Source organism: Streptomyces sp. R41 (assembly GCF_041053055.1).
Taxonomy (GTDB): Bacteria; Actinomycetota; Actinomycetes; order Streptomycetales; family Streptomycetaceae; genus Streptomyces.
In genome coordinates this window covers 5,560,753-5,582,818 of the sequence record NZ_CP163443.1, presented here as the reverse complement: position 1 = coordinate 5,582,818, position 22,066 = coordinate 5,560,753, and the positions used below count along the sequence as shown (strand labels likewise).

The 22,066-nt window shown below is 69.7% G+C and carries 19 protein-coding genes and 2 pseudogenes; 10 read left to right on the top strand and 11 right to left on the bottom strand.

Features of this window, described 5'->3' with window-relative positions:
- Positions 1-137 precede the first annotated feature (137 nt).
- Together AB5J53_RS25635 and AB5J53_RS25630 are read left to right on the top strand one after the other, a co-directional pair.
- Positions 138-1,130, top strand: a complete 993-nt coding sequence (locus AB5J53_RS25635) for a helix-turn-helix transcriptional regulator (RefSeq protein WP_369247997.1) — start codon at positions 138-140, stop codon at positions 1,128-1,130.
- A complete protein-coding gene (locus AB5J53_RS25630; RefSeq protein WP_369247996.1) occupies positions 1,127-2,104 on the top strand; it encodes a LuxR C-terminal-related transcriptional regulator in 978 nt (325 codons plus the stop codon). The genes AB5J53_RS25635 and AB5J53_RS25630 overlap by 4 nt, the downstream gene beginning before the upstream one ends.
- On the opposite strand, the gene AB5J53_RS25625 is transcribed toward AB5J53_RS25630, so the two are convergent.
- Positions 2,070-3,104: a LuxR C-terminal-related transcriptional regulator gene (locus AB5J53_RS25625; RefSeq protein WP_369247995.1), complete on the bottom strand. Its 1,035-nt coding sequence runs from the start codon at positions 3,102-3,104 to the stop codon at positions 2,070-2,072. The genes AB5J53_RS25630 and AB5J53_RS25625 overlap by 35 nt on opposite strands.
- Positions 3,105-3,507: 403 nt before the next feature.
- On the opposite strand from AB5J53_RS25625, the gene AB5J53_RS25620 reads away from it, so the two are divergent.
- From AB5J53_RS25620 to AB5J53_RS25610, 3 genes are read left to right on the top strand one after another with little or no spacing between them, the layout of a single operon-like run.
- Entirely contained in the window at positions 3,508-5,052 is a 1,545-nt protein-coding gene (locus AB5J53_RS25620) for a circularly permuted type 2 ATP-grasp protein (protein WP_369247994.1), read from the top strand.
- Entirely contained in the window at positions 5,049-5,981 is a 933-nt protein-coding gene (locus AB5J53_RS25615; RefSeq protein ID WP_369247993.1) for an alpha-E domain-containing protein, read from the top strand. Before AB5J53_RS25620 ends, AB5J53_RS25615 begins: the two co-directional genes overlap by 4 nt.
- A 5-nt stretch (positions 5,982-5,986) precedes the next feature.
- Positions 5,987-6,850, top strand: a complete 864-nt coding sequence (locus AB5J53_RS25610) for a transglutaminase N-terminal domain-containing protein (RefSeq protein WP_369247992.1) — start codon at positions 5,987-5,989, stop codon at positions 6,848-6,850.
- Here the strand turns inward: AB5J53_RS25610 and AB5J53_RS25605 are convergent.
- The 3 genes and pseudogenes from AB5J53_RS25605 to AB5J53_RS25595 all read right to left on the bottom strand — a co-directional run.
- Positions 6,834-7,322 (bottom strand): annotated as a pseudogene (locus AB5J53_RS25605) (MFS transporter); the annotation flags it as partial. The gene AB5J53_RS25610 and the pseudogene AB5J53_RS25605 sit on opposite strands and share 17 nt — an antisense overlap.
- A gap of 50 nt (positions 7,323-7,372) precedes the next feature.
- Positions 7,373-7,864, bottom strand: a complete 492-nt coding sequence (locus AB5J53_RS25600) for a hypothetical protein (protein ID WP_369252463.1) — start codon at positions 7,862-7,864, stop codon at positions 7,373-7,375.
- Positions 7,865-7,978: 114 nt separating this feature from the next.
- Complete coding sequence (locus tag AB5J53_RS25595) at positions 7,979-9,106, bottom strand: sugar ABC transporter substrate-binding protein (RefSeq protein ID WP_369247991.1); 1,128 nt, start codon at positions 9,104-9,106, stop codon at positions 7,979-7,981.
- 281 nt (positions 9,107-9,387) lie between these two features.
- Between AB5J53_RS25595 and AB5J53_RS25590 the strand changes: the two genes are divergently transcribed.
- Positions 9,388-11,115, top strand: a complete 1,728-nt coding sequence (locus AB5J53_RS25590; protein WP_369247990.1) for a PA14 domain-containing protein — start codon at positions 9,388-9,390, stop codon at positions 11,113-11,115.
- A gap of 111 nt (positions 11,116-11,226) precedes the next feature.
- Here AB5J53_RS25590 and AB5J53_RS25585 read toward each other — a convergent pair whose 3' ends face one another.
- From AB5J53_RS25585 to AB5J53_RS25565, 5 genes are all read right to left on the bottom strand, one after another.
- Positions 11,227-11,679, bottom strand: coding sequence for a helix-turn-helix domain-containing protein (locus AB5J53_RS25585; RefSeq protein WP_369247989.1), 453 nt, complete (start codon positions 11,677-11,679; stop codon positions 11,227-11,229).
- A 5-nt stretch (positions 11,680-11,684) separates the two neighbouring features.
- A complete protein-coding gene (gene dnaJ, locus AB5J53_RS25580; RefSeq protein WP_369247988.1) occupies positions 11,685-12,866 on the bottom strand; it encodes a molecular chaperone DnaJ in 1,182 nt (393 codons plus the stop codon).
- Between the two features lie 33 nt (positions 12,867-12,899).
- Positions 12,900-13,565 carry a nucleotide exchange factor GrpE gene (gene grpE / locus AB5J53_RS25575; RefSeq protein ID WP_369247987.1) on the bottom strand — a complete coding sequence of 222 codons (666 nt, stop codon included), beginning with the start codon at positions 13,563-13,565 and terminating at the stop codon, positions 12,900-12,902.
- Positions 13,562-15,406 carry a molecular chaperone DnaK gene (gene dnaK / locus AB5J53_RS25570; RefSeq protein WP_369247986.1) on the bottom strand — a complete coding sequence of 615 codons (1,845 nt, stop codon included), beginning with the start codon at positions 15,404-15,406 and terminating at the stop codon, positions 13,562-13,564. The genes grpE and dnaK overlap by 4 nt, the downstream gene beginning before the upstream one ends.
- Positions 15,407-15,547: 141 nt before the next feature.
- Positions 15,548-16,657: an MraY family glycosyltransferase gene (locus AB5J53_RS25565; RefSeq protein WP_369247985.1), complete on the bottom strand. Its 1,110-nt coding sequence runs from the start codon at positions 16,655-16,657 to the stop codon at positions 15,548-15,550.
- A 255-nt stretch (positions 16,658-16,912) separates the two neighbouring features.
- Between AB5J53_RS25565 and AB5J53_RS25560 the strand changes: the two genes are divergently transcribed.
- Complete coding sequence (locus tag AB5J53_RS25560; RefSeq protein WP_369247984.1) at positions 16,913-19,189, top strand: (Fe-S)-binding protein; 2,277 nt, start codon at positions 16,913-16,915, stop codon at positions 19,187-19,189.
- A gap of 74 nt (positions 19,190-19,263) precedes the next feature.
- On the opposite strand, the pseudogene AB5J53_RS25555 reads toward AB5J53_RS25560, so the two are convergent.
- Positions 19,264-19,528, bottom strand: a pseudogene (locus AB5J53_RS25555) (hypothetical protein).
- The gene (locus AB5J53_RS25550) at positions 19,528-19,758 is read right to left on the bottom strand and encodes a hypothetical protein (RefSeq protein ID WP_369247983.1); all 231 of its coding nucleotides are present in this window, start codon (positions 19,756-19,758) and stop codon (positions 19,528-19,530) included. Before AB5J53_RS25550 ends, AB5J53_RS25555 begins: the two are co-directional and overlap by 1 nt.
- A 223-nt stretch (positions 19,759-19,981) precedes the next feature.
- On the opposite strand from AB5J53_RS25550, the gene AB5J53_RS25545 reads away from it, so the two are divergent.
- From AB5J53_RS25545 to AB5J53_RS25535, 3 genes are all read left to right on the top strand, one after another.
- Entirely contained in the window at positions 19,982-20,230 is a 249-nt protein-coding gene (locus AB5J53_RS25545) for a GntR family transcriptional regulator (RefSeq protein ID WP_369247982.1), read from the top strand.
- A gap of 10 nt (positions 20,231-20,240) precedes the next feature.
- Entirely contained in the window at positions 20,241-20,504 is a 264-nt protein-coding gene (locus AB5J53_RS25540) for a GntR family transcriptional regulator (protein WP_369247981.1), read from the top strand.
- Positions 20,505-20,641: 137 nt separating this feature from the next.
- Entirely contained in the window at positions 20,642-21,916 is a 1,275-nt protein-coding gene (locus tag AB5J53_RS25535) for an FG-GAP repeat domain-containing protein (RefSeq protein ID WP_369252461.1), read from the top strand.
- Positions 21,917-22,066: the final 150 nt, after the last annotated feature.

The window sequence follows — 22,066 nt, the reverse complement described above, 5'->3', positions numbered from 1 at the left end:
TCGCATAGTCGGCTTCGTCCTCACTTGATGGAATCTTCTCCCCCGTCGTCACAAGACGATGGCTTATTCAGGCACGTCAATGCCACAGGAGCGATGCATCATGTTCCTGCACGTTCAGGACCCTGGGGGGTGGAGATTTGCCCACAAATAACTCACAACCGACACATCCCCACGCTGTCACCACGTTGTGTGACGAAGGAGCGCGCCTTTACGCCAGCGCATTGCACTCCGGACGCATTACTCGGGTCGAGGTGGAGGCAGCTCCCTGTCTGTTGGAGTTTGCACTACTTCATCCCGATCCCGACGACGAAAAATGGCTGCGTCCTGTCCCCCCGTCCGTCGCGCTCGCGCAACGCCTTCACCCACTGGAGCGCGAGATCCAGGAGCGGCGGCGGCAGGCGATCGAACTGACCGATTCCTTCGATCCGTTCATCGCGATCAGCACGCAGAGCCAGGCGAGCATTCACGCGATCACCGTTTTGGAAGGATTCGACCGGATCAACGCGGCGCTCAATTCGGCCACTGCCGAGTGCCACACGGAGATGTTGACGATCCAGCCCGGCGGCGGTCGCCCCGCAGACGCTCTCATGCAGGCCCTTGAGCGCGACCGGCCCCTCACCGACCGCGGGGTCAGCATCCGCACGCTGTACCAGCACACGGCCAGGCACAGCCAGGGAACACTCGCCTATGTAGAGCGGATAACTGGCGGCAAGATCCAGGTCCGGACCCTCGAAGAGCTCATCGAGCGGCTGATCATCTTCGACCGGACCGTCGCCTTCATCCCCGCCAGTGACGACCGACGAGTCGCTCTTGAGCTTCGCCACCCCGGGCTCGTCCTGTACCTGAGCAAGGTCTTCGAGCAGCTCTGGCAGCGTGCCGTCCCGCTGACGGAAGATGTCCCGAACGATGTCGATCCCAATGGCATCACCCCCGTCCAGCGCTCCATAGCCAAACTCCTCATCGAGGGCCACGTGGACGAGGCCATAGCCCGCCGCCTGGGGATGAACGTCCGCACCTGCCGCGCCCACATAGCCAAACTGGCCTCCGCTCTCGGCAGCGGCAGCCGGGCCCAACTCGGCTATCTCATCGCCGAGTCGGGGATCCTGAAGCGGGAGGGAACCGCGGAGTGACGACAGCGCACCCGCCGCACGGCGTGGAGGACCTGTGCGAAGCGGGCCTGGCACTGTACGCGCGCGCCCTGCGCGAAGGGCAGGTGCACGGTGAGGACGCCGACATCGCGCCGTGTCTCGTCGACCTCGGCCTGCTCCACCCACATGTCGAGGACATGCGACGGCTGGAGCCCGTGGCACCCGCCGTCGCCTTGCACCGACTCCTGCGCGGGGTCGAGGACCGCATCGCGGACGAGCGGCGGCGCGAGGAGCGACTAGCCACGGTGTTCGAGCCGTTGATGCGGATCGACGGCGCACGCACGACAACGGCCGACACAGCGATGCTGAGGTTCCTCAGCGGCGGAGAGGCGATCAACCTGGCCATCGCCCAGGCCATGACCGGCGCGTCCCAGCTCCTCGCCATCCAGCCCCACATCAGTCACGTCGCTCGGCCTCCGGAGATCCACGTCGAACCCCTGCGCCGCGACCAGGCCCTACTCGATCGCGGTGGCCGCATTCGCACCCTCTACCAGCACACACTCCGCCACGCGCCCACGGTCCTCGCCCGCTACGAACAACTGAAGGGCGATGTGGAGGCCCGCACCCTCGATGAAGTCCCCCAGTTGCTGATGGTCGTCGACCGGACCGTGGCCTTCATCCCGGCGAGCAAGGACTACACGCTCGCCCTGGAAGTCCGCCAACCAGCCCTGATCGAGCACTTCGTCATCATCTTCGACCGCCTCTGGCACCTGGCCACTCCCATGTACCCGGAAGCCGTCCAGCGTCCGACCCTCAACGGCGTCACCCCGCGCCAGCGCGCCATCGCCGCCCTGCTCGTCGAAGGCCACACCGACGCCGCCATCGCCGACCGCCTAGGCATGAACGTCCGCACCGCCCGCGTCCACATCGCCAAGCTCGCCGCGACCCTGGGTAGTGAGAGCCGGGCCCAACTCGGCTATCTCATAGGCCGGTCGGGGATTCTTGACCAGGGATGACGACCTGCTGGAGCTCCGGCGAGCGGGGCGGTCCGTCCAGCCCCGCCTGGGCGATGCGGACGCCCAACTGGGTGCGGCTGGCCGCGCCCAGGGTCTCCGAGAGGCGGGCGATGTGCGCCCGGCACGTGCGGACGCTGATGCCGAGGCGCTCGGCGACCACCGCGTCCTGGTGGCCCTCCGCGAGCAGGGCCGCGATCGAGCGCTCCCGGTGCGTGATGCCCTCGATGCCCGTCGACGGGAGCGGGGACGTCAGCGGGATCGCCAGGCGCCACAGCCGCTCGAAGACCGTGACCAGGTAGTCCACGAGGGCCGGGTGGCGCAGTTCCAGGGCGATCGTGCGGTCCGAGTTCGCGGGGATGAAGGCGACCTTGCGGTCGAAGAGGATGAGCCGCTCGACGACCTCGTCGAGGGTGCGGGCCTCCGCCACGTCGCCCATCAGTTCCATGTAGTTGAGCAGGCCCTGGCCGTGCCGGGCCACGTGCGTGTACAGGTCGCGCATGCGGACGCCCCGGCGGCGCATCTCCAGCGCCCGGTGCAGGCCCTCGGAGAGTTCGTCCTCGCGCCGGATGCCGCCCGGCTGCACGGTGAGTACCTCGCTCGTGCACTCCTCGGTCGCCTTGTCCATGGCGGCCCGGATCCGTGGCAGTCCGTCGAGGACGCGGATCGCCACGCCCTCGGCCGGCGCCTGGACGCGTCCGCCGAGCCCCGCGTACCACTCGAACGCGGACACCGCCTCGCCCACCCGCGCCTGGCTCGCGCTGACCTCCTCGTACACCCCGCGCAGCAGTCGGGTCATGACCTCCTGCGGCGAGGTCGGCACCAGCCACCCCATGTCGTCGGGGTCGGGGTGCAGCAGCGCCAACTCCAGCAGGCAGGGCACCGTTTCCGCGTCCTCGCGGGGCACGCGGCCGCGCCGCACGGCCCGGGAGTACACCCGGTCGCCGGCCTCGCACAGTCGGTCAGCGCCGTGCGGATGCGTGTCCGTCCCGTGCCCGGCCATCTCCCACTCCTGGCTCCAACCCCGGCGTAAGCCCCGCGTTCCAGCGTCTTTCGCAGCGCAACCACCCGCGTTCCGCCGTCTTCCGCAGCGCAACTATGCGCGGCCCCGTCCGGCATCGCAACACGGCTGCGCCGCCCGCACGCCCCCTCTCGCCCGTATTTGCGGGTAAAAGTTCCCACCTCCGCCCCGCCCCTTGCAACAAGATGACGGTGGTGCCGCCCCGGCGCCCGGTACATCGTGGAACCGCTTCCCACGGGCGCGACGGCGCTCCGAGCGGCCCTGGCCGATCACCCCCCTTTTTCGGCCAGGGCCCCGCGTGCGCCGGCGCACGGCGGAAGACCGCGTGAGCTGCCGGAAATCACCGAGTGATCGGCGTGTTACGTACCGCACTTAACGTCAGCTCATGGCGGACATATTTGACGCGTACGCGTTGGCCGATGCGTGGGACGAGATGTTTGAGCGGCCGGGTGAGGTCAGGACCGCCTATGAGCCGGTACTGGCGGCGCTGCAGCCGATCGAGCCGGGTGAACTGCGGTTCCGGGCCGACCAGATGGCGCGGGCCTTCACCGACCGGGGTGTGACCTACGCCTTCGCCGGTGAGGAGCGGCCCTGGCCGCTCGACCTCGTGCCGCGCATCCTCGACGCGCTCGAATGGGATCTCATACAACGCGGGGTGGCCCAGCGGGTCAGGGCACTGGAGGCCTACCTCAGCGATGCCTACGGCCCCTGCCGGGCCTTCGAGGACGGGGTGGTGCCCTGGCGGCTGCTGCTCAACTCGCCGCACTTCCACAGAGCCGCGCACGGGGTCGAGCCACCCGGGGGCGTGCGCATCCACGTCGCCGGGATCGACCTCGTACGGGACGAGGCCGGGGACTTCCGGGTCCTCGAAGACAACGTTCGCGTGCCCTCGGGCGTGTCGTACGTCATCGAGAACCGGCGCGCGATGACCAGGATCTTCCCCTCCCTCTTCGCCGAGCAGCACGTGGTGCCGGTGGACGGGTATGCGCAGAAGCTGCTTGCGGCGCTGCGTGCCGCCGCGCCCGACGGGGTCGGCGACCCGCGCGTCGTGGTCCTCACGCCCGGGCCCAGCAACGCCGCGTACTTCGAACACGCCCTGCTGGCACGGCTGATGGGCGTGCAGCTGGTGGAGGGGCACGATCTGGTCTGCCGCGGCAACCGGGTCTGGATGCGGACCACGCGTGGCGAGATGCCGGTCCATGTCGTATACCGGCGGCTCGACGACGACTTCCTCGATCCGCTGCACTTCCGGCCCGACTCGGTGATCGGTTGCCCGGGCATCCTGAGCGCCGCGCAGGCGGGCACGGTCACCCTCGCCAACGCCGTCGGCAACGGTATCGCCGACGACAAACTCCTCTACACGTACGTCCCCGATCTCATCCGGTACTACCTCGGCGAGGAGCCGGTCCTGCCGAACGTGGAGTCCTACCGGCCGGACGAGCCCGGGCAGTTGGAGGCCGTGCTCGACCAGATCGACCAGTTGGTCATCAAGCCGGTGGACGGGGCGGGCGGCCAGGGCATCGTCATCGGGCCGAAGGCCGACCGGGAGACCCTCGAACGCACCCGCGCCGCCGTCGCCGCCGATCCGCGCGGCTGGATCGCCCAGCGGCCGGTCGCGCTGTCCACCTCCCCCACCCTCGCGGGCGAGCGCATGGCACCGCGCCACATCGACCTGCGCCCGTTCGCCGTCAACGACGGCAGCGATGTGTGGGTGCTGCCCGGCGGCCTCACCCGGGTCGCGCTCCAGGAGGGCAACCTCATCGTCAATTCCAGCCAGGGCGGCGGCTCCAAGGACACCTGGGTGCTCGCGGAAGGGCCCGCCGAACTCCCCCCTGAGGAGATCGGCGGGCCCGTGCCCGACGTGGTTCCCCGCCAGCTCGGACCCGACGGCACCCCCACCGCCGTACAGGAAGGGGCGCAGCAGCAGTGAACGACGTGATCCTCTCCCGGATAGCCGAAGCCCTGATCTGGACGGGCCGGTACGTGGAGCGGGCGGACGCCACCGGCCGCATCCTCGACGCGTATCTGCACCGCCTCCTCGAAGACCCCTGGCGCGACGAGGACGTCGCCTGCCGGTCGCTGTACGCCATCCTCGGCGTCGACGCGGGCGACGAACGCGTCGACATGCAGCAGGTCCTTGACCAGCTGGCCTTCGACGCCCGCTCGACGTGCTCCATCGAGGGCGCGCTGGGCGCGGCCCGCCTCAATGCCCGCAGCGCCCGCGAGGCGGTCTCCTCCGAGATGTGGGAGTGCCTGAACTCCACCTGGCACGCCCTGGCCGACCAGCGCCTGGCGGCGCGCCGTACGGGCCCGTACGCCTATCTGGAGCTCGTACGCCGCCGGGCCGCCCTCTTCTTCGGGCTCGCCGACTCGACGATGAGCCGGGACGACAGCTGGCGGTTCGTGGTGCTGGGGAGAAGTCTGGAGCGGGTCGACATGACCGTACGGCTGCTGTCCGTACGGGTGCTGGACGCGGCGCACGCTCCCGACTGGCCGACGCTGCTCAGCGCGAGCGGCGCGGATGAGGCGTATGCCCGGGTCTACGGCGGTTTCGGGGACACCCCGCGCGTGGCCGAATTCCTCCTCCTGGACCGCGACTTCCCGCGCTCGGCGCTGCACGCCCTGACGACGGCGGAGGAGTGCCTGTCGGCGCTCGGCCGCCCGCGCCAGGACCCGGCGCGCCGCCCGATAGGCCGGATGCGGACACGGCTCGAATACCTGGACCTGGCCGCACTGGAGGATCAGCTGCCTCTCCTCCTACGGGACTTGCAGCAGGCCTGCATGGCGTCCGCCGAGGCGGTGGCGGAGAAGTTCTTCCCGTACCAGGGGCCCGTCGAGTGGGCCCAGGAAGGAGCGTGAGCGGCATGAGTACTCCCGTGACACCCGTGACGCGCCGTCTCCGGATCCGGCACACCACCCACGTCTCATACGCGCAGGCCGCCGTCTCCTCGCACAACGAGGTCCGCATGACCCCGCTGACGCTCCCCGGGCAGACGACCCTGGACGCCCGGGTGACGGTCAACCCGTCCACGGCCACCTGGTCGTACTGGGACTACTGGGGCACGCAGGTCACCGGCTTCGACCTGATGGAACCGCACGCGGATCTGACCATCACGGCATCGAGCCTGGTGGAGACGGCAACGCCGGGCCCGCTCACGCCCGCGCCCACATGGGCGGAGGTGGCCGAAGTGACGGCGAGATCCCGCCTGTTGGAGTACGCGGCGCCGACCAGCCGTACGACGGTGTCGCCGGAGCTGGTGGAACGGGCCCGGTCGCTGTCGGCCGGCCTCGACCCGCACGAGACCGCGGTCGCCGTCTCGTCCATGGTCACCGGCCAGGTCCGATACATCCCCGGCGCCACCGGCGTGAACACCAGCGCCATGGAGGCCTGGGAGCAGGGCGCCGGCGTCTGCCAGGACATCACCCACCTCACCGCCGCCCTGCTGCGCGGCCTCGGCCTGCCCATCCGCTACGTCTCCGGTTACCTCCACCCGGAGCGCGAGGCCGAACTCCACCGACCCGTCGCCGGCCAGAGCCACGCCTGGATCGAGTACTGGGCGGGCGACTGGACCGGCTACGACCCCACCAACAGCACCCGCGCCGACGAGTCCCACGTCGTGGTCGGGCGGGGCCGCGACTACGACGACGTGACCCCGCACAAGGGGGTGTACCGGGGGGTGGCCGGGGGGCCGCCGGAGGTGACGGTGGAGTTCACGCGGGTGGCGTGACGCCCGTGCCGGGTTCCCGCGACGGGCACGCGGGTGGCGTGAAGCCGCTGCCGGGCTCCCGCAACGGGCGCAGCAGGAGCCGGCCGAGGGCCGGGAGGGCGATCAGCGGGGCCAGGGCCGTCCGCAGGGAGGTGGCGTCGGCGAGGGTTCCGACCAAGGGACTGGCGAGACCGCCGACGCTCACGGTCAGGCCCAGGGTGACTCCGCTCGCCGTGCCCACGCGCGTGGGCAGGTAGTCCTGGCCGAGGGTGACGTGGAGGGAGAAGGGGACGTACAGGCCCGCCGAGGCGAGCGCGACGAACAGATGGAGCGGCGGGCCGGGGACGAACACCACGCCCGCGACCGCGAGGACCGTCAGGGCGTACGACCAGCGCACGACCGTGACGCGGCGGTGGCGGGCGGCGAGTCTCCCGCCCGCCACCGTGCCCACCGCGCCGCCGAGATAGAGCACGCACAAGGCTGCCGTGCCCGACGTCTTCCGCCGCGCCTTCGGGTACACCCCGGGCACGCACAAGGGGCGCGTCAGCCCGCGACCCAGCTCCTGAGCAGCGCCTCCCGGGCCGGCCGCCACGGTGTCGCGCCCCCGCCGTCGGCGCGGCCCCACTCCAACAGCCGTGCCACGTCCGCCGTACCGTCCACGAACCGTTCCAACAGCTCGAGCGACAGCTCGTACTCGGACTGCACATATCCCCCGACGGCGGCGCAGTGCACGGTCAGTTCGGCCTTCTCCTCGTCCGTGCGGACGTGGATCTCGAACGCGGGCGGGGCCTCGCCGCCGCCCACCGCCACGTCGAGGACCGTGTCCACCACGCTGCTCACCAGCCACCGGGTGCTCGAACGCACCTGGGCGTAGTGCACGCTGACATCGCGCACGTCCGCCCAGGCCCAGAACCCCTTCTGGTCCGTGCCCTCGGCCTCGATCCCCTCGGGAGTGAGCCGCACGCCGCGCCCGTACCCCTCGGGCTCGGCACCCAGGTACACGCTCTCCTCAGTGATCCAGAACAGGCCGATCATGGCCACGGGGTGCCTCCAGCGGGACGACGGCGGTACGACGTTCGATACGACGTGCGGTCACCCTGTGAGACACCGGTGGACCGCGAACGGTTCACCGGCCCTCGGCCCCTCGCCCTACTTGACGTCGTTCGCGCTGCACGCCGACTTGTAGCTGGCCGTGCAGATCTGCTTGACGGTGTAGATGCCGTCCTCGAGCACCGTGTCCTTGATGTTGCCCTTCTTGAGAGCGACTACGGGCACGAGCTGGGCCGGAATGTCCTTGTTCGTGGGGCTGTCGACCTTGTCGCGGGTGAGGGCGTCGAACTCGATCGAACGGCCCTGGACCTTCGCCACGGCCATCTCGGCGGCCGCGGTGGCCTCCTGCGGGTACGACTTGTAGACGCTCATGAACTGATCGCCCTTGAGGATGCGCTGCACCGCGTCGAGCTCGGCGTCCTGGCCGGTGACCGGTGGCACCGTGCTGACACCCGCGGTCTTCAGGGCGTCGATGACGGCGCCCGCGATGCCGTCGTTGGCGGAGTAGACACCGGCGATGTTGTTGAGGCCGACGGCCGCGATCGCCTTCTCCATGTTGGCCTTGGCGTTGACCGGGTTCCAGTCCTTGGTGTCGTACGTCTTGGCGATGACGACCTTGTCCTTGAGCTCGGACAGGGCACCCGACTTGAACTGCGCCGCGTTCGGGTCGGTGGTGGCGCCGTTCATCATGATGATCTTCTTCGAGGACGCGTTGCTGCCCAGCGCCCCGACGAGCTCCTTGCCCTGGACCTCGCCGACGAGTTCGTTGTCGAAGGAGATGTAGGCGTCGATCGGCCCCTGCGCCAGGCGGTCGTAGGCGATGACGGGGATGCCCGCGTCCTTGGCCTTCTGCACGCCGCTCGCGATGGCCTTGGAGTCCACCGCGTCCACGAGGATGACGTCGACCTTGTCGTCCACCATCTGCTGGAGCTGGGTGTTCTGCTTGGCCGCGTCCTGCTCGGCGTTGGCGTAGACGACCTTGCCCTTGTTGCTGGTGAGCTTCTCGACCTGCTCCTTGATGATGGGGTAGTCGAACTTCTCGTAACGGGTGTTTCCCTTCTCCGGGAGGAGCAGGCCCACCTTGATGTCGTCGCCCTTCGTGGGGCTGGCCTTGGTGTCGCTGCCGCCGATTCCGTCCACGACGCCGCAGCCGGCGAGAGTGACGGCCATGGCGGACGAGGCCAGGGATATGACGGTGCGACGCAAGCGGGTGTTACGAGTGTTCACATCAGGTGCCTTCCGGGCGAGGTTGCAGCATTGCGACCCAGGTGGCTGAAAGCCAACGCGGCGATCACCTCAGCGTCAAGGACTAACCACTTAACGAGATGGCAACAGCGTTCTGTGTTCCCCAAGTGAACACGATGGGAAGAGGGTACGCCCCGTCTTCCACCAATCCCCTCAGCTTCACCTTCTGTCATCCACCGACGTACAACCAACTCCCGCGCTCAGGAGTCCTGATCGTCAACGGCTTTGCCCGCCGTTGACGATCGGAACTGCTGAAGGAACGCATGAACCCAGCCAGAGGCACGACCGCGGCGCTCTCCTCCGCCCTCGTGCTCGCCACCGCCGGCGGTCTGCTCACCGCGACCGTCACCCCCGCGTCCGCCGCGACGAATTGCACATCTCCCGTATATAAAAGGGAGTTCTTCGCGAACACCACTTTCTCGGGCACAGCGAAGAAAACGGACTGCGACAGCGCGATCGACCAGAACTGGGGCTCCGGCGCACCGGCCACCGGACTGCCGTCGAACAACTTCTCCGTCGGCTGGACCGTCACCCGCGACTTCGGCTCCGGCGGCCCCTTCTCCCTCCCCGTCTCCACCCAGGACGGCATCCGCGTCTACCTCGACGGCACCCGCAAGGTCGACCTCTGGAAGAACGTCTCCACCACCCAGACCAAGACCGTCAACATCACCATCCCGTCGGGCAAGCACACCCTGCGCATCGACTACGTCAACTGGACGGGCACCGCGAACGTCAAGTTCGCCTACCTGCCCCGCACCTCCGCCACCGTCGACACGGTCAAACCACTTGTCCCGACAGGGACTTCCGTCTCGTACGACACGGCAGGCGGCAACGCCAAGCTGGCCTGGGCGAAGAACAAGGAGATGGACCTCGCCGGGTACCGCGTCTACCGGCGTCTGAAGGGCTCGTCGTTCGGCAGTACGCCGCTGGTGACGACCACCTCCACGTCGTACACCGACACGTCCCTGCCGGTGACGGGCGCGACGTACTACTACGAGGTCCGCGCCTACGACAAGGCGGGCAACTCCTCGGCGGGCACGGCCGACCAGGGCGTCACGACCGTCGACCGGACGGCGCCCGGCGTGCCCCAGGGTCTGGCGGTCACCGACTCGTCCGAGACGGGCGGGCTGCGGACCGGCTGGAGCGCGGTCTCGGGAGCGGCGTCGTACCGGGTGTACCGGGCGGCGAGCGCGGACGGTTCGTTCACCAAGGTCGGCAGCACGGACCAGGTCTCGTACCGGGACGCCTCGGCCGAGGAAGGCGTCACCTACTACTACCGCGTGACCGCCCTCGACGCGGCGGGCAACGAGTCCGCGCGGTCCGCCGCCGTCAGCGGCCGGCGCCGGGACGACACCCCGCCGTCCGCCGTCACCGGGCTGACCGTCACGCCGACCGAGTACGGCTTCGAACTGACCTGGGACGCGAATCCGACGCCCGATCTGGCCAGGTATGTCGTCCGCCGGGGCGAGCTGTGGGGCGACGACGAGGAGAAGGTCTGCTCTCTCAGCCCGGGGTACTACCTGTTCGCCGACACCACCTCGTACTCGTACACCACTCTCCCGGACGGTGAGGAGTCCTGCTTCATCGTCGACGCCGTCGACGACAACTGGAACTCCTCCTTCGAGTGGACCGGCGAGGCCGAGATCGTGGTCGCGACCGAGCTCGACACGACGCCGAGCGTGGCGACGCCCGAGGGCTCGCCGCTGTCCGTCAACGCGACCGCCGCGGAGGGCGACGAGGGGAACCAGGTGACGTGGTCCGGCCTCGGCGAGTCCTCCCCGGAGGCCGCGGACGGCTTCCGCGTCTACCGCTGGAACCCCACCACCGAGGCGTACGAGAAGATCGCCGCCCTCGGCAACGGCGTCACCGACTACTTCGACACCGGCGCGAAGCGCGGCACCACGTCCTACTACTGGGTGACCGGCGTGGCCGCGGACGGCACCGAGACCCTGCCCGCGGGCGACTGGACGGTCACGGCACCGGCTCAGTGACCTGAACCCATCCCGCCGTGCCCCCTGGCGGATCCGGCCGGACCTGGTCCGGGACAAGCCGAAGGGGCCCGGAGATTCAGAAGAATCTCCGGGCCCCTTCCGGGTGTCGCGTCAGTCCGAGGACTGCTGCCGCTTCGGCCGCCACACCACCAGCGCGCTCGTCTGCTGGACCTCCTGGTACGGGACCAGGTCGCGGCGGTACGAGGCGTGGACGGCCGCCTCGCGTTGCCGCATGGCGGCTGCCGCGCCGTCGAGGGCCGATTCCAGTTCCGCAACGCGGGACTGGAGCGCGGCGACCTGGTTCTCCAGCTCGATGATGCGCTTGATGCCGGCCAGGTTGATGCCCTCGTCCTGCGACAACTGCTGGACGGTGCGCAGCAGTTCGATGTCGCGGGCCGAGTAGCGCCGGCCCCGCCCGGCGGTGCGGTCGGGGGAGACCAGGCCGAGGCGGTCGTACTGGCGGAGGGTCTGCGGGTGCAGGCCGGAGAGTTGGGCCGCCACCGAGATGACGTAGACCGGGGTTTCCTCGGTCAGTTCGTACGGGTTGCGTCGACGGCCGTCCATCGCTCTCATGCTCCCTTCGCGGCCTGGAACAGCTCCGCCCGCGGGTCCTCACCCACGGTCGCCTCGCGATACGCCTCCAGGGCGTCACGAGCCTTGCCCGACACGTCCTTGGGAACCGCCACCTCGACGGTGACGAGGAGATCGCCCCGCGTGCCGTCCTTGCGGACCGCACCCTTGCCGCGGGCCCGCATCGTCCGGCCGTTGGGCGTGCCCGGGGGCAGCTTCAGGGTGACCGGCGGTCCGCCCAGCGTCGGCACGCGCACCTCGCCGCCGAGCGCCGCCTCCGCGAAGGTGACGGGCACGGTGACGGTGAGGTTGTCGCCCTTGCGGCCGAAGACCGGGTGGGCGTCCACATGGACGGTGACGTACAAGTCGCCCGCCGGGCCGCCCCGTTCGCCGGGTGCGCCCTTGCCGCGCAGACGGATCCGCTGGCTGTCGCTGACGCCCGCGGGGATCCGTACCTGCATGGTCCGGGACGACTTGGCACGACCGCTGCCGTTGCACACCTCGCAGGGGTTCTCGGCGATCAGACCGCGGCCCTTGCAGTCCGGGCAGGGGTCGGTGAGCGAGAACCCACCGCCCGAGCCGCGGGCCACCTGGCCGGTGCCCACACACGTCGGGCACACCCTCGGTGTGCCGTTCGCGTCGCCGGTGCCGGAGCACGCCTTGCAGGGCGCCTGCGACGTCATGCGCAGCGGGACCGTCGCGCCGTCCACCGCCTCGGTGAAGCTCAGCGTCACCTCGGTGTCGATGTCCTGGCCGCGCCGGGGCTGCGTACGGGTGCCGGTGGTCGCGCCGCCGCGGTTGAACAGGCCCCCGAAGACATCACCGATGCCGCCGCCGAAGCCGCCTCCCGCGCCTTGGCCCTGGGCGCCGCCTCCGAAGAGGTCGCCCAGGTCGAAGTTGAAGGAGCCGCCACCGGCGCCGGGACCCGGACGGAAGCCGCCGTTGCCGAAGAGGGCGCGTGCCTCGTCGTACTCCTTGCGCTTCTTGGGGTCGCCGAGCACGTCGTTGGCCTCGGAGATCTCCTTGAAGCGCTCCTCGGCCTTGGCGTTGCCCTTGTTGGCGTCCGGGTGGAACTCGCGGGCGAGCTTCCGGTACGCCTTCTTGATCTCTGCCTCGGTGGCGTCCTTGGGGACGCCGAGGACCTTGTAGAAGTCCTTCTCGATGAAGTCCTTGGTGCTCATCCTCGACGTCCCTCCTTCCTCATCGTTTCAACGTCAGCCCTCGTCCGGGCCACCGTTCTCCTTGTCGTCGGCCGCCTCGGCGGAATCCTGGGAGTCCGCCTTGACGGTCTGCGCCCCCGGCTGGGGTTCGGCGACGGCCACCCGCGCGGGGCGGATGGTGCGCTCGCCGATGCGATACCCCGGCTGCAGAATCGCCACGCACGTCGTCTCGGTGACGTCGGGCGCGTACGAGTGCATCAAGGCCTCGTGGATCGTCGGGTCGAAGGGCTCGCCCTCCTTGCCGAACTGCTGCAGACCCATCTTCGCCGCGACGGTCTCGAGCGACTCGGCCACCGACTTGAAGCCGCCGACCAGTTCGCCGTGTTCCCGCGCGCGGCCGATGTCGTCGAGTACGGGCAGGAGCTCGGTCAGGAGGTTCGCGATGGCGACCTCCCGCACCGCGATCCGGTCGCGCTCGACCCGTCGGCGGTAGTTCTGGAACTCGGCCTGGAGCCGCTGGAGGTCCGCCGTGCGCTCGTTGAGCGCCGTGCGCGCCTGGTCCAGCTGGGCCGTCAGGCCGACCAATTGTGCTGCTGCGTCCCCGTCCGGGGCCGCCGCCCCCTCCGAAGAGGGGGTGGCGGTCTGCGGCTCGGCGTCGTCAGAGGTGGCGCCGGAGGGGACGTCAGGCTTCTCGTCGAAACCCGGGGTCTCCTCCGTCACGCGGCACCGTCCTTACGGTCCTCGTCGACGATCTCGGCGTCGACGACGTCGTCGTCGGCCTTCGGGGCCTCGGCACCGGGAGCGTCGCCGCCCGCGGCCTGCGCGGCCTGGGCGTCGGCGTACATCGCCTGGCCCAGCTTCTGCGAGACGGCGGCGACCTTCTCGGTGGCCGTACGGATCTCGGCGGTGTCCTCGCCCTTGAGCGCGGCCTTCAGCTCCTCGACGGACGCCTCGACCTCGGTCTTGACCTCGCCGGGGACCTTGTCCTCGTTGTCCTTGAGGAACTTCTCCGTCTGGTAGACGAGCTGCTCGCCCTGGTTGCGGGTCTCGGCGGCCTCGCGGCGGGCGTGGTCCTCCTCCGCGTACTTCTCGGCCTCCTGGCGCATCCGGTCGACCTCGTCCTTCGGCAGCGAGGAGCCGCCGGTGACGGTCATCTTCTGCTCCTTGCCGGTGCCGAGGTCCTTGGCCGTGACGTGCATGATGCCGTTGGCGTCGATGTCGAAGGCGACCTCGATCTGCGGGACACCGCGCGGGGCCGGCGGCAGACCGGTCAGCTCGAACATTCCGAGCTTCTTGTTGTACGCCGCGATCTCGCGCTCGCCCTGGTAGACCTGGATCTGCACGGAGGGCTGGTTGTCCTCGGCGGTGGTGAAGATCTCGGACCGCTTGGTCGGGATCGTCGTGTTCCGCTCGATGAGCTTCGTCATGATGCCGCCCTTGGTCTCGATACCGAGGGACAGCGGGGTCACGTCGAGGAGCAGGACGTCCTTGACCTCACCCTTGAGGACACCGGCCTGGAGGGCGGCGCCGATGGCGACGACCTCGTCCGGGTTGACGCCCTTGTTGGCGTCCTTGCCGCCGGTCAGCTCGCGCACGAGCTCGGCGACGGCCGGCATACGGGTGGAGCCACCGACGAGAACGACGTGGTCGATCTCGGAGAGGTTGATGCCCGCGTCCTTGATGACGTTGTGGAACGGCGTCTTGCAGCGCTCCAGCAGGTCGGCGGTGAGCTGCTGGAACTGGGCGCGGGTGAGCTTCTCGTCCAGGTGCAGCGGGCCCTCGGCGGACGCCGTGATGTAGGGCAGGTTGATCGAGGTCTCGGTGGAGCTGGACAGCTCGATCTTGGCCTTCTCGGCGGCCTCGCGGAGGCGCTGGAGGGCCATCTTGTCCTTGGAGAGGTCCACGCCGTGGCCGCTCTGGAACTGCTTCACCAGGTAGTCGACGACTCGCTGGTCCCAGTCGTCACCACCGAGGTGGTTGTCACCGTTGGTGGCCTTCACCTCGACGACGCCGTCGCCGATCTCCAGCAGGGACACGTCGAAGGTGCCGCCGCCGAGGTCGAAGACGAGGATGGTCTGGTCGTCCTTGTCGAGGCCGTAGGCCAGGGCGGCGGCCGTCGGCTCATTCACGATGCGCAGCACGTTCAGACCGGCGATCTCGCCGGCCTCCTTCGTGGCCTGACGCTCGGAGTCGTTGAAGTACGCGGGAACGGTGATGACCGCGTCGGTGACCTTCTCACCCAGGTAGGCCTCGGCGTCGCGCTTCAGCTTCTGCAGAATGAAGGCGGAGATCTGCTGCGGGTTGAAGTCCTTCCCGTCCAGGTTGATCTTCCAGTCCGTGCCCATGTGGCGCTTCACGGAGCGGATGGTCCGGTCCACGTTCGTGACCGCCTGGCGCTTGGCGACCTCGCCGACGAGCACCTCACCGTTCTTGGCGAAGGCGACGACGGACGGCGTGGTCCTGGCGCCTTCGGCGTTGGTGATGACGGTGGGCTCGCCGCCCTCCAGAACGCTGACGACGGAGTTAGTCGTGCCCAGGTCGATGCCGACCGCACGTGCCATGGTTGATTCCTCCAGCAATGACTTGAGTGGAACGGACTCAAGTGTGCATGACGCCTGCCGCTGGGTCAACAGAGCTGAGTCATGGGGACTCAACTCTTATCTATTCCTTACGCGCAGGGTGGCTCTGACCTGGGGAGACTCTCAGCCGCGGCCGGCACCCATGAGCCCGTCCGGCGCTTGAGGGCGAGGCCGTACAGGCCGATACGGAGGTCTGGGGCTGCCGCTTCCGCGAGCGGCTCCGCCGCGGGTCCCAGGGGACGGGAAGGGGTAGGGGCGGCGGGGCCGAGACACCGGCACCGGACGCACGCACCCCACGACCGCGACGAGCGCGACGGCTCCCGCCACCCACCACGCGGCCCCCGCCCCCACCCACCTCAGGTCGATGAGCAGTCCCACCACCGCCCCGGCGAACGCGGCGACCCCGATGACGACCGTGACCCCCTGCCCGGTCAGTCCGACCCGCCGCAGCCGGTGCACGAGGTGATCCGGCGCGGACCGCAGCAGCGCCCGCCCGGCCCGCCGCCGCGACACAAACACGAGTACGGCATCGGCACTGGCCACCGCCGTCAGGGCGAGCCCGGCCCCGAGCCCGGGCCCGGCCTCCCGCCCGGCCTGCACCAGCACGACCGCCGAGGCGAGCACGAAGCCGGCGAACAGCGCACCGCACCGCCCCGGCATGATCCGGGCCGGCGGCCACCCGCGCATCAGAAACCCGGTGAGCGCGGCGGCCAGCACGCTCAGCAGCGCCGCCAGCCCGTCCATGATCTCGGCGGCGGCGCACCCGCTGAGCGCGAAAGCGGTGATGACGCCGACGGTCCCCATCACCCCGTCGGCGCGATCGAGCGAGTCGAAGGCGTGCACGGCGAAGACGATCCAGGCGACGGCCAACACCCCGGCCGACAGCCCGAGTTCGTCGTACGGCACGGTCAGCGCGGCGGCGCCCACCACGCCGGCGACCCGCACGGCGAGCGGCACGGTCCAGAGATCACTGACCAGCCCCAGCACGGCGACCCCGATCCCGGCCACCAGCACCCGTCCGGCCTCCGGTCCCAGCGGGGCGACATCCGTCCAGTCCCCGACCCCGGCGACGAACGCCGTACCCCCCACGACGGCCACCCCGCCGAGCAGCGGAACCGGCCGAACCCGCCGCCGCTCGACCACCCCGAAGCGCAGGGCGAACATCCGCAGCAGCGCACTGAGCGCGGCGGTGAGCAGCAGGGCGGCCATGGCGGCGGCGATTCCGTACAACACGTCGCCAATTTAGGCGTGAATGTCACAGTATTGTGCGAATAACACGATCGGGTTTACGTGTCGGGCCGCCAGCCCGCGCCGGGCCCCGCTGGAGACACCCGCTCAGGCGACCCTCAGCGACGCAGATCACCGCACGCCTGGCTACAGTGCGGCGCTAGAAGTGGGTAGTCTCAGACGGACTGCATAAGTTACCGCTTAGTAATCACCTTCGAGGTCACTCTCGGAGCAACACCTCGCAGGCCCGAGGAGCCCCAAATGCAACTCGCCGCGATCATCGTGTCGCTGGTCCTGACCGTGGTCGGCGTCGCGCTGCTCGCACGCGCCATCGGTCAGTTCGTCCGGTACTTCAAGCTCGGCCAGCCCGTACCCGCCGGCGCCCGGACCGACAACCCCTATCAGCGCAGCGTGACGCTGGTCAGGGAGTTCCTCGGCCACACGCGGATGAACCGGTGGGGCATCGTCGGCTTCGCCCACTGGTTCGTGGCGGTCGGCTTCCTCACGCTCCCGCCGACCCTGGCGCAGGCGTTCGGCCAGCTGTTCAAGGCCGACTGGGTGCTGCCGGTCATCGGCGACTTCCTGCCGGTCGAGATGTACACCGAGTTCATCGGCGTGATGACCGTCCTCGGCATCGTCGTCCTGATGGCGATCCGGCTGCTGAGCCTGCCCTCCCGGGCCGGCCGCAAGTCCCGCTTCACGGGCTCCAAGGCCGGACAGGCGTACTTCGTCGAGTACGTCATCCTCACCATCGGCCTGGCCATCTATGTGCTGCGCGGCCTCGAGGGCGCGATCCACCACGTGGAGGGCTACGAGGCCGGGTACTTCGCCTCGTACCCGCTGGTCCTCGCCTTCAAGGGCCTGAGCGTCTCCGCGCTGCAGAACCTGGTCTACCTGGTCGCGATGATCAAGATCAGCACCTCGTTCATCTGGATGATCGTGGTCTCGCTGAACACCAACATGGGTGTCGCCTGGCACCGCTTCCTGGCCTTCCCGAACATCTGGTTCAAGCGGAACGCGACCGGTGAGACCGCGCTCGGCGCGCTCCAGCCGATGACCTCCGGCGGCAAGCCGATCGACTTCACCGACCCCGGTGAGGACGACGTCTTCGGTGTCTCCCAGGTCGAGCAGTTCTCCTGGAAGGGCCTGCTGGACTTCTCCACCTGCACCGAGTGCGGCCGCTGCCAGTCGCAGTGCCCCGCCTGGAACACCGGCAAGCCGCTGTCCCCCAAGCTCCTCATCATGTCGCTGCGCGACCACGCGCACGCCAAGGCCCCGTACCTGCTCGCGGGCGGCGGCAAGGACATGGAGGGCAACGAGAAGGCGTCGCAGGAGCAGCTCAAGGACGTGCCCGCCGCCGCCCTCGCGGAGGCCGAGCGCCCCCTCATCGGCACCGTCGAGGAGAACGGCGTCATCGACCCCGACGTCCTGTGGTCCTGCACCACCTGCGGCGCCTGTGTCGAGCAGTGCCCGGTCGACATCGAGCACATCGACCACATCGTCGACATGCGCCGCTACCAGGTGATGATCGAGAGCGCCTTCCCGTCCGAGGCGGGCACGATGCTCAAGAACCTGGAGAAGAAGGGCAACCCCTGGGGTCTGGCCAAGAAGCAGCGCCTGGAATGGCTCAAGGAACTCGACTTCGAAGTGCCGGTCGTCGGCAAGGACATCGAGGACCTGTCCGAGGTCGAGTACCTGTACTGGGTCGGCTGCGCCGGCGCGCTGGAAGACCGCGCGAAGAAGACGACGAAGGCCTTCGCGGAGCTGCTCCACATCGCGGGCGTCAAGTTCGCGATCATGGGCGGCGACGAGAAGTGCACCGGTGACTCCGCCCGCCGCCTCGGCAACGAGCCCCTGTTCCAGGAGCTCGGCATGGAGAACGTCGCCGCGCTGAACATGGCGTTCGGCGAGGACGACGAAGACGAGTCGACGAAGAAGCCGAGGTCGGCGAAGAAGATCGTCGCGACCTGCCCCCACTGCCTGAACACGATCGGCAACGAGTACCCGCAGCTCGGCGGCGACTACGAGACCATCCACCACACCCAGCTGCTCCAGCACCTCATCGACGAGGGCAAGCTGCTGCCGGTCACCCCGGTCGAGGGTCTGATCACCTACCACGACCCCTGCTACCTGGGCCGCCACAACAAGATCTACACGCCGCCGCGCGAGATCATGTCCGCCGTCCCGGGCCTGCGTCAGCAGGAGATGCACCGCCACAAGGAGCGCGGCTTCTGCTGCGGCGCCGGCGGTGCGCGGATGTGGATGGAGGAGCGCATCGGCAAGCGCATCAACAACGAGCGTGTCGACGAGGCCCTGTCCCTCAACCCGGACATCGTCTCCACCGCCTGCCCGTTCTGCCTCGTCATGCTGACCGACTCGGTCAACGGCAAGAAGAACGACGGCAAGGCCAAGGAGTCCATCCAGGTCGTGGACGTGGCCCAGCTGCTGCTCGACTCCGTCAGGACGCCGGTCGACGACGAGCCCCCGGCGGGCGAGGCCGAGTCGGAGAACGCGCCGGAGCCGGAGCCGGTGAAGTAACCGGCCCTGACCGGCCAGATCGGTACGACCGACGCCCCCTGCCCCCACCGGGCAGGGGGCGTCGTCGTTCCCGGTCAGTTCAAGTGGTCCAGCCTTCGGCCGCGGCTCTCGGCGACGCGAAGTGCGACGTGGAGGGCCTCGGTCAGGCGCTCGGCGAGGAAGCGGAGTTCGCCCGGTGGGGTGTCCGGGAGCATGCTGTGGGCGTGTGCGAATCGACTCGGTGGCGTCGGCCAGGCGGGACACGGGTCCGCCGTGGTCGTCGCCGACCAGGTAGCAGGGCTTGCCCTCGGAACCGGACCAGGGCAGCAGGCGCGGCGCCCGCGGCGATTCCGCCCCCATCAGGCGACCTCCAGCCCGTGGATCCAGTACGGGCCAGGCATGCCCGGCCCCAGCGTGGCCAGGGCCAGTTCGCGGCGTCGCTCGCGCTGTTCGTGGGCGGTGACGTACGGGCGCACGGCGACGGTGGCGGTGCCGTCGAGGGGGGGGCCAGCCCGTACGGGCTGCGGCGGGCGGGGAGCGCCGTGGCTCGCGGCCGTAGCGGGACGGCGGGAGTCGGCCGGGCGGGGCATGGGCGATGCCCCTCGCGTGGGACGAGCAAGAGGCCCACCCAGGCCATGAGGCGGCGGATAAGGTCGGTCACGTCGTCAGCTCCGTTCATCTTCAGCTGGTGGCCACGCCCCGGGACGGCTCCATCCGTCGCCGGGGTCTTTCGAGGATCTGCGGTCTACTGCCGTATGAGCGGTGAACTGTGAATCGCACAGAATGCTGCTGTCTGCGCATGGTGGTGCGGTGATGGAATTTGTTGCCGACATCCCCCGCTGGCGCCAGGTGGCCGAGGTGATCCGCCGCCGAATCGAGGACGGCACGTACCCGCCGCGCACGCGCATCCCGTCCGTCGTAGAGATCACCGCGGAGTTCGGCATCGCCGCAGTGACCGCGCAGAAGGTGCACAAGGGCCTGCGGGCGGAAGGGCTCATCTACACCGAGCCGGGCCTCGGTTCCTTCGTCGCCGAGAATGCCGACAAGCCCGCGGAGTCGTAGCGATCGCCGCATGACTCACGAGTTCGGCCGAACCCGACCCGTCTGGCGGCAGGTCGCCGCCGCCATCGCCACCCGCATCGCCGACGTCGTCCATCCCGTGGGCGTCCGAGTACCGTCCGTCGTTGAACTGTCGGCCGAGTTCGGCATCGCGGTTTCCACCGCACAGAAGGTGCCGGCCCACCTCAAGGCGGAAGGGCTCATTCGAGCCGAGGTCGGCCTCGGCTCATTCGTCGCGGAGCAACCGCCCAAGCCCCTGCAGCAGAGCGAGGCATAGCCCCAGTCCCGCCGCGCGTGACCCATCCCGCACGCCGCACCCCTTAACCCCCCGCTCGAACACGTGCATGATGACCCGCGTTGTTGTCTCCGGGGCGGGTGAGGTGCGCGGTGAGCGGGCGAAGAGCGGGTACGCGGGTGGCGGCAGCCCTGGCGGTATGCGCCCTCGGGGGCGGCCTTCTCGCCGCCTGCGGCCCCAGCACGGAGGCCGGGGCGCCCCAGCACACGCCGGTACAGATCGCGAAGGCCCCGGCCCAACTCCCCGTCCCCCAGGGCAAGGGCAGCAAGGTCGCCGACGACTTCAACGGTGACGGGCACCGTGATCTGGTCCTGGGTGACCTCGTCAAGGAGCAGAGCCACGCGGACGACGCCGGCATCGGCATCGTCTACGGCGGCGCGCACGGACTCACGCCCGGCGCCCGGCAGTTGCTCAGCCCGAAGAAGCAGGCCGCCCCCACCAAGGGCCAACTCCCCGCCGTCTTCGACGCGGAGGCGAGCTGTGACCTCGACAAGGACGGCTTCACGGATCTGGTCGTGTCGACCGACCCTCCGTACGACGGCCAGGGGCAGCCGCCGGTCCCCCTCCAGATCCTCTTCGGCTCCCCGAAGGGCCTCACCGGCAGGGCGGTCAAGCTCGCCGTCCCCGCGCAGGCACGTTTCGGCAACGACTGGGCCGACCAGCCCGTGTGCGGCGACTTCGACGGCGACGGCGCCGAGGACCTGGTGGTGCACGCCTCGGCGGGCCGACTCAGCTACCTGCGCGGCCCGTTCAGCCGCAAGGGTGCCCCGCGCAAGGCCGGTGCGCCGATCCCCTCGCCGGGCGAGGTCCCCACGGGTCCGGCCGCCGACGTGAACCGCGACGGATATGACGACCTCCTCGTCCGTACGGCGGAGGGTGCGGGCAAGTCGGCCGTGGTTCTCGGCGGACCGGACGGCCCCGCCCGCACGGGAGTCGTCCTGCCGGCCGGCATCGACGTGGCGTTCGGCCGCTTCGGCAAGGGCAAGGCGCTGGACGCCGCGGTCGGCTCCATGGGCGGAACATCACTGCGCTACGACCTCCCCGGCGCCGCGCGCGGCAGTGTCTCCACCCCGGGCTCGGTGCTCGACTCCGGCGACTTCGACGGGGACGGTCTGAGTGAACTCATCTCCAGCGGTGCGGAGTTGAGGGTCCTGCGCGGCCGTACGACCGGACTGTCCGCGGCGGGCATGGTCACCGTGAAACCGCCGGCCCAGGGCACCACCCGGGTGCTGACGGTGGGCGACTTCACGGGGGACGGGCGCGCGGACCTGGTGGTGCGGACGTATCGGGGCGAGACGAAGGACACGGTCGCGGTGTACCCGGGGGCGGCGAAGGGCCTGGTCGCGGCGGAGCCGACGGTCACCTTCTCCACCTCGGAGTTCCTGACGTCGTAGCGCACCGAGGGCGGTCCCCGACGTCGTAGCGTCCTGAGGGCAGTCCCCGACGCCGTAGCGCCCTGAGAGCAGTCCCCGAACTCGTGGCGTCCTGAGGGCAGTCCGCGACCTCATAGCGCCCTGGGGACAGTTCGCCGACGCCTCCCTCTT

What these genes read in the sequence shown, in the direction of transcription:
- AB5J53_RS25625 (WP_369247995.1), bottom strand. Translation starts at nt 3,104, where the DNA reads ATGGCCGGGCACGGGACGGACACGCATCCGCACGGCGCTGACCGACTG.
- AB5J53_RS25620 (WP_369247994.1), top strand. Translation starts at nt 3,508, where the DNA reads ATGGCGGACATATTTGACGCGTACGCGTTGGCCGATGCGTGGGACGAG.
- AB5J53_RS25610 (WP_369247992.1), top strand. Translation starts at nt 5,987, where the DNA reads ATGAGTACTCCCGTGACACCCGTGACGCGCCGTCTCCGGATCCGGCAC.
- AB5J53_RS25600 (WP_369252463.1), bottom strand. Translation starts at nt 7,864, where the DNA reads ATGATCGGCCTGTTCTGGATCACTGAGGAGAGCGTGTACCTGGGTGCC.
- AB5J53_RS25590 (WP_369247990.1), top strand. Translation starts at nt 9,388, where the DNA reads ATGAACCCAGCCAGAGGCACGACCGCGGCGCTCTCCTCCGCCCTCGTG.
- AB5J53_RS25585 (WP_369247989.1), bottom strand. Translation starts at nt 11,679, where the DNA reads ATGGACGGCCGTCGACGCAACCCGTACGAACTGACCGAGGAAACCCCG.
- dnaJ (WP_369247988.1), bottom strand. Translation starts at nt 12,866, where the DNA reads ATGAGCACCAAGGACTTCATCGAGAAGGACTTCTACAAGGTCCTCGGC.
- dnaK (WP_369247986.1), bottom strand. Translation starts at nt 15,406, where the DNA reads ATGGCACGTGCGGTCGGCATCGACCTGGGCACGACTAACTCCGTCGTC.
- AB5J53_RS25560 (WP_369247984.1), top strand. Translation starts at nt 16,913, where the DNA reads ATGCAACTCGCCGCGATCATCGTGTCGCTGGTCCTGACCGTGGTCGGC.
- AB5J53_RS25550 (WP_369247983.1), bottom strand. Translation starts at nt 19,758, where the DNA reads ATGCCCCGCCCGGCCGACTCCCGCCGTCCCGCTACGGCCGCGAGCCAC.
- AB5J53_RS25545 (WP_369247982.1), top strand. Translation starts at nt 19,982, where the DNA reads ATGGAATTTGTTGCCGACATCCCCCGCTGGCGCCAGGTGGCCGAGGTG.
- AB5J53_RS25540 (WP_369247981.1), top strand. Translation starts at nt 20,241, where the DNA reads ATGACTCACGAGTTCGGCCGAACCCGACCCGTCTGGCGGCAGGTCGCC.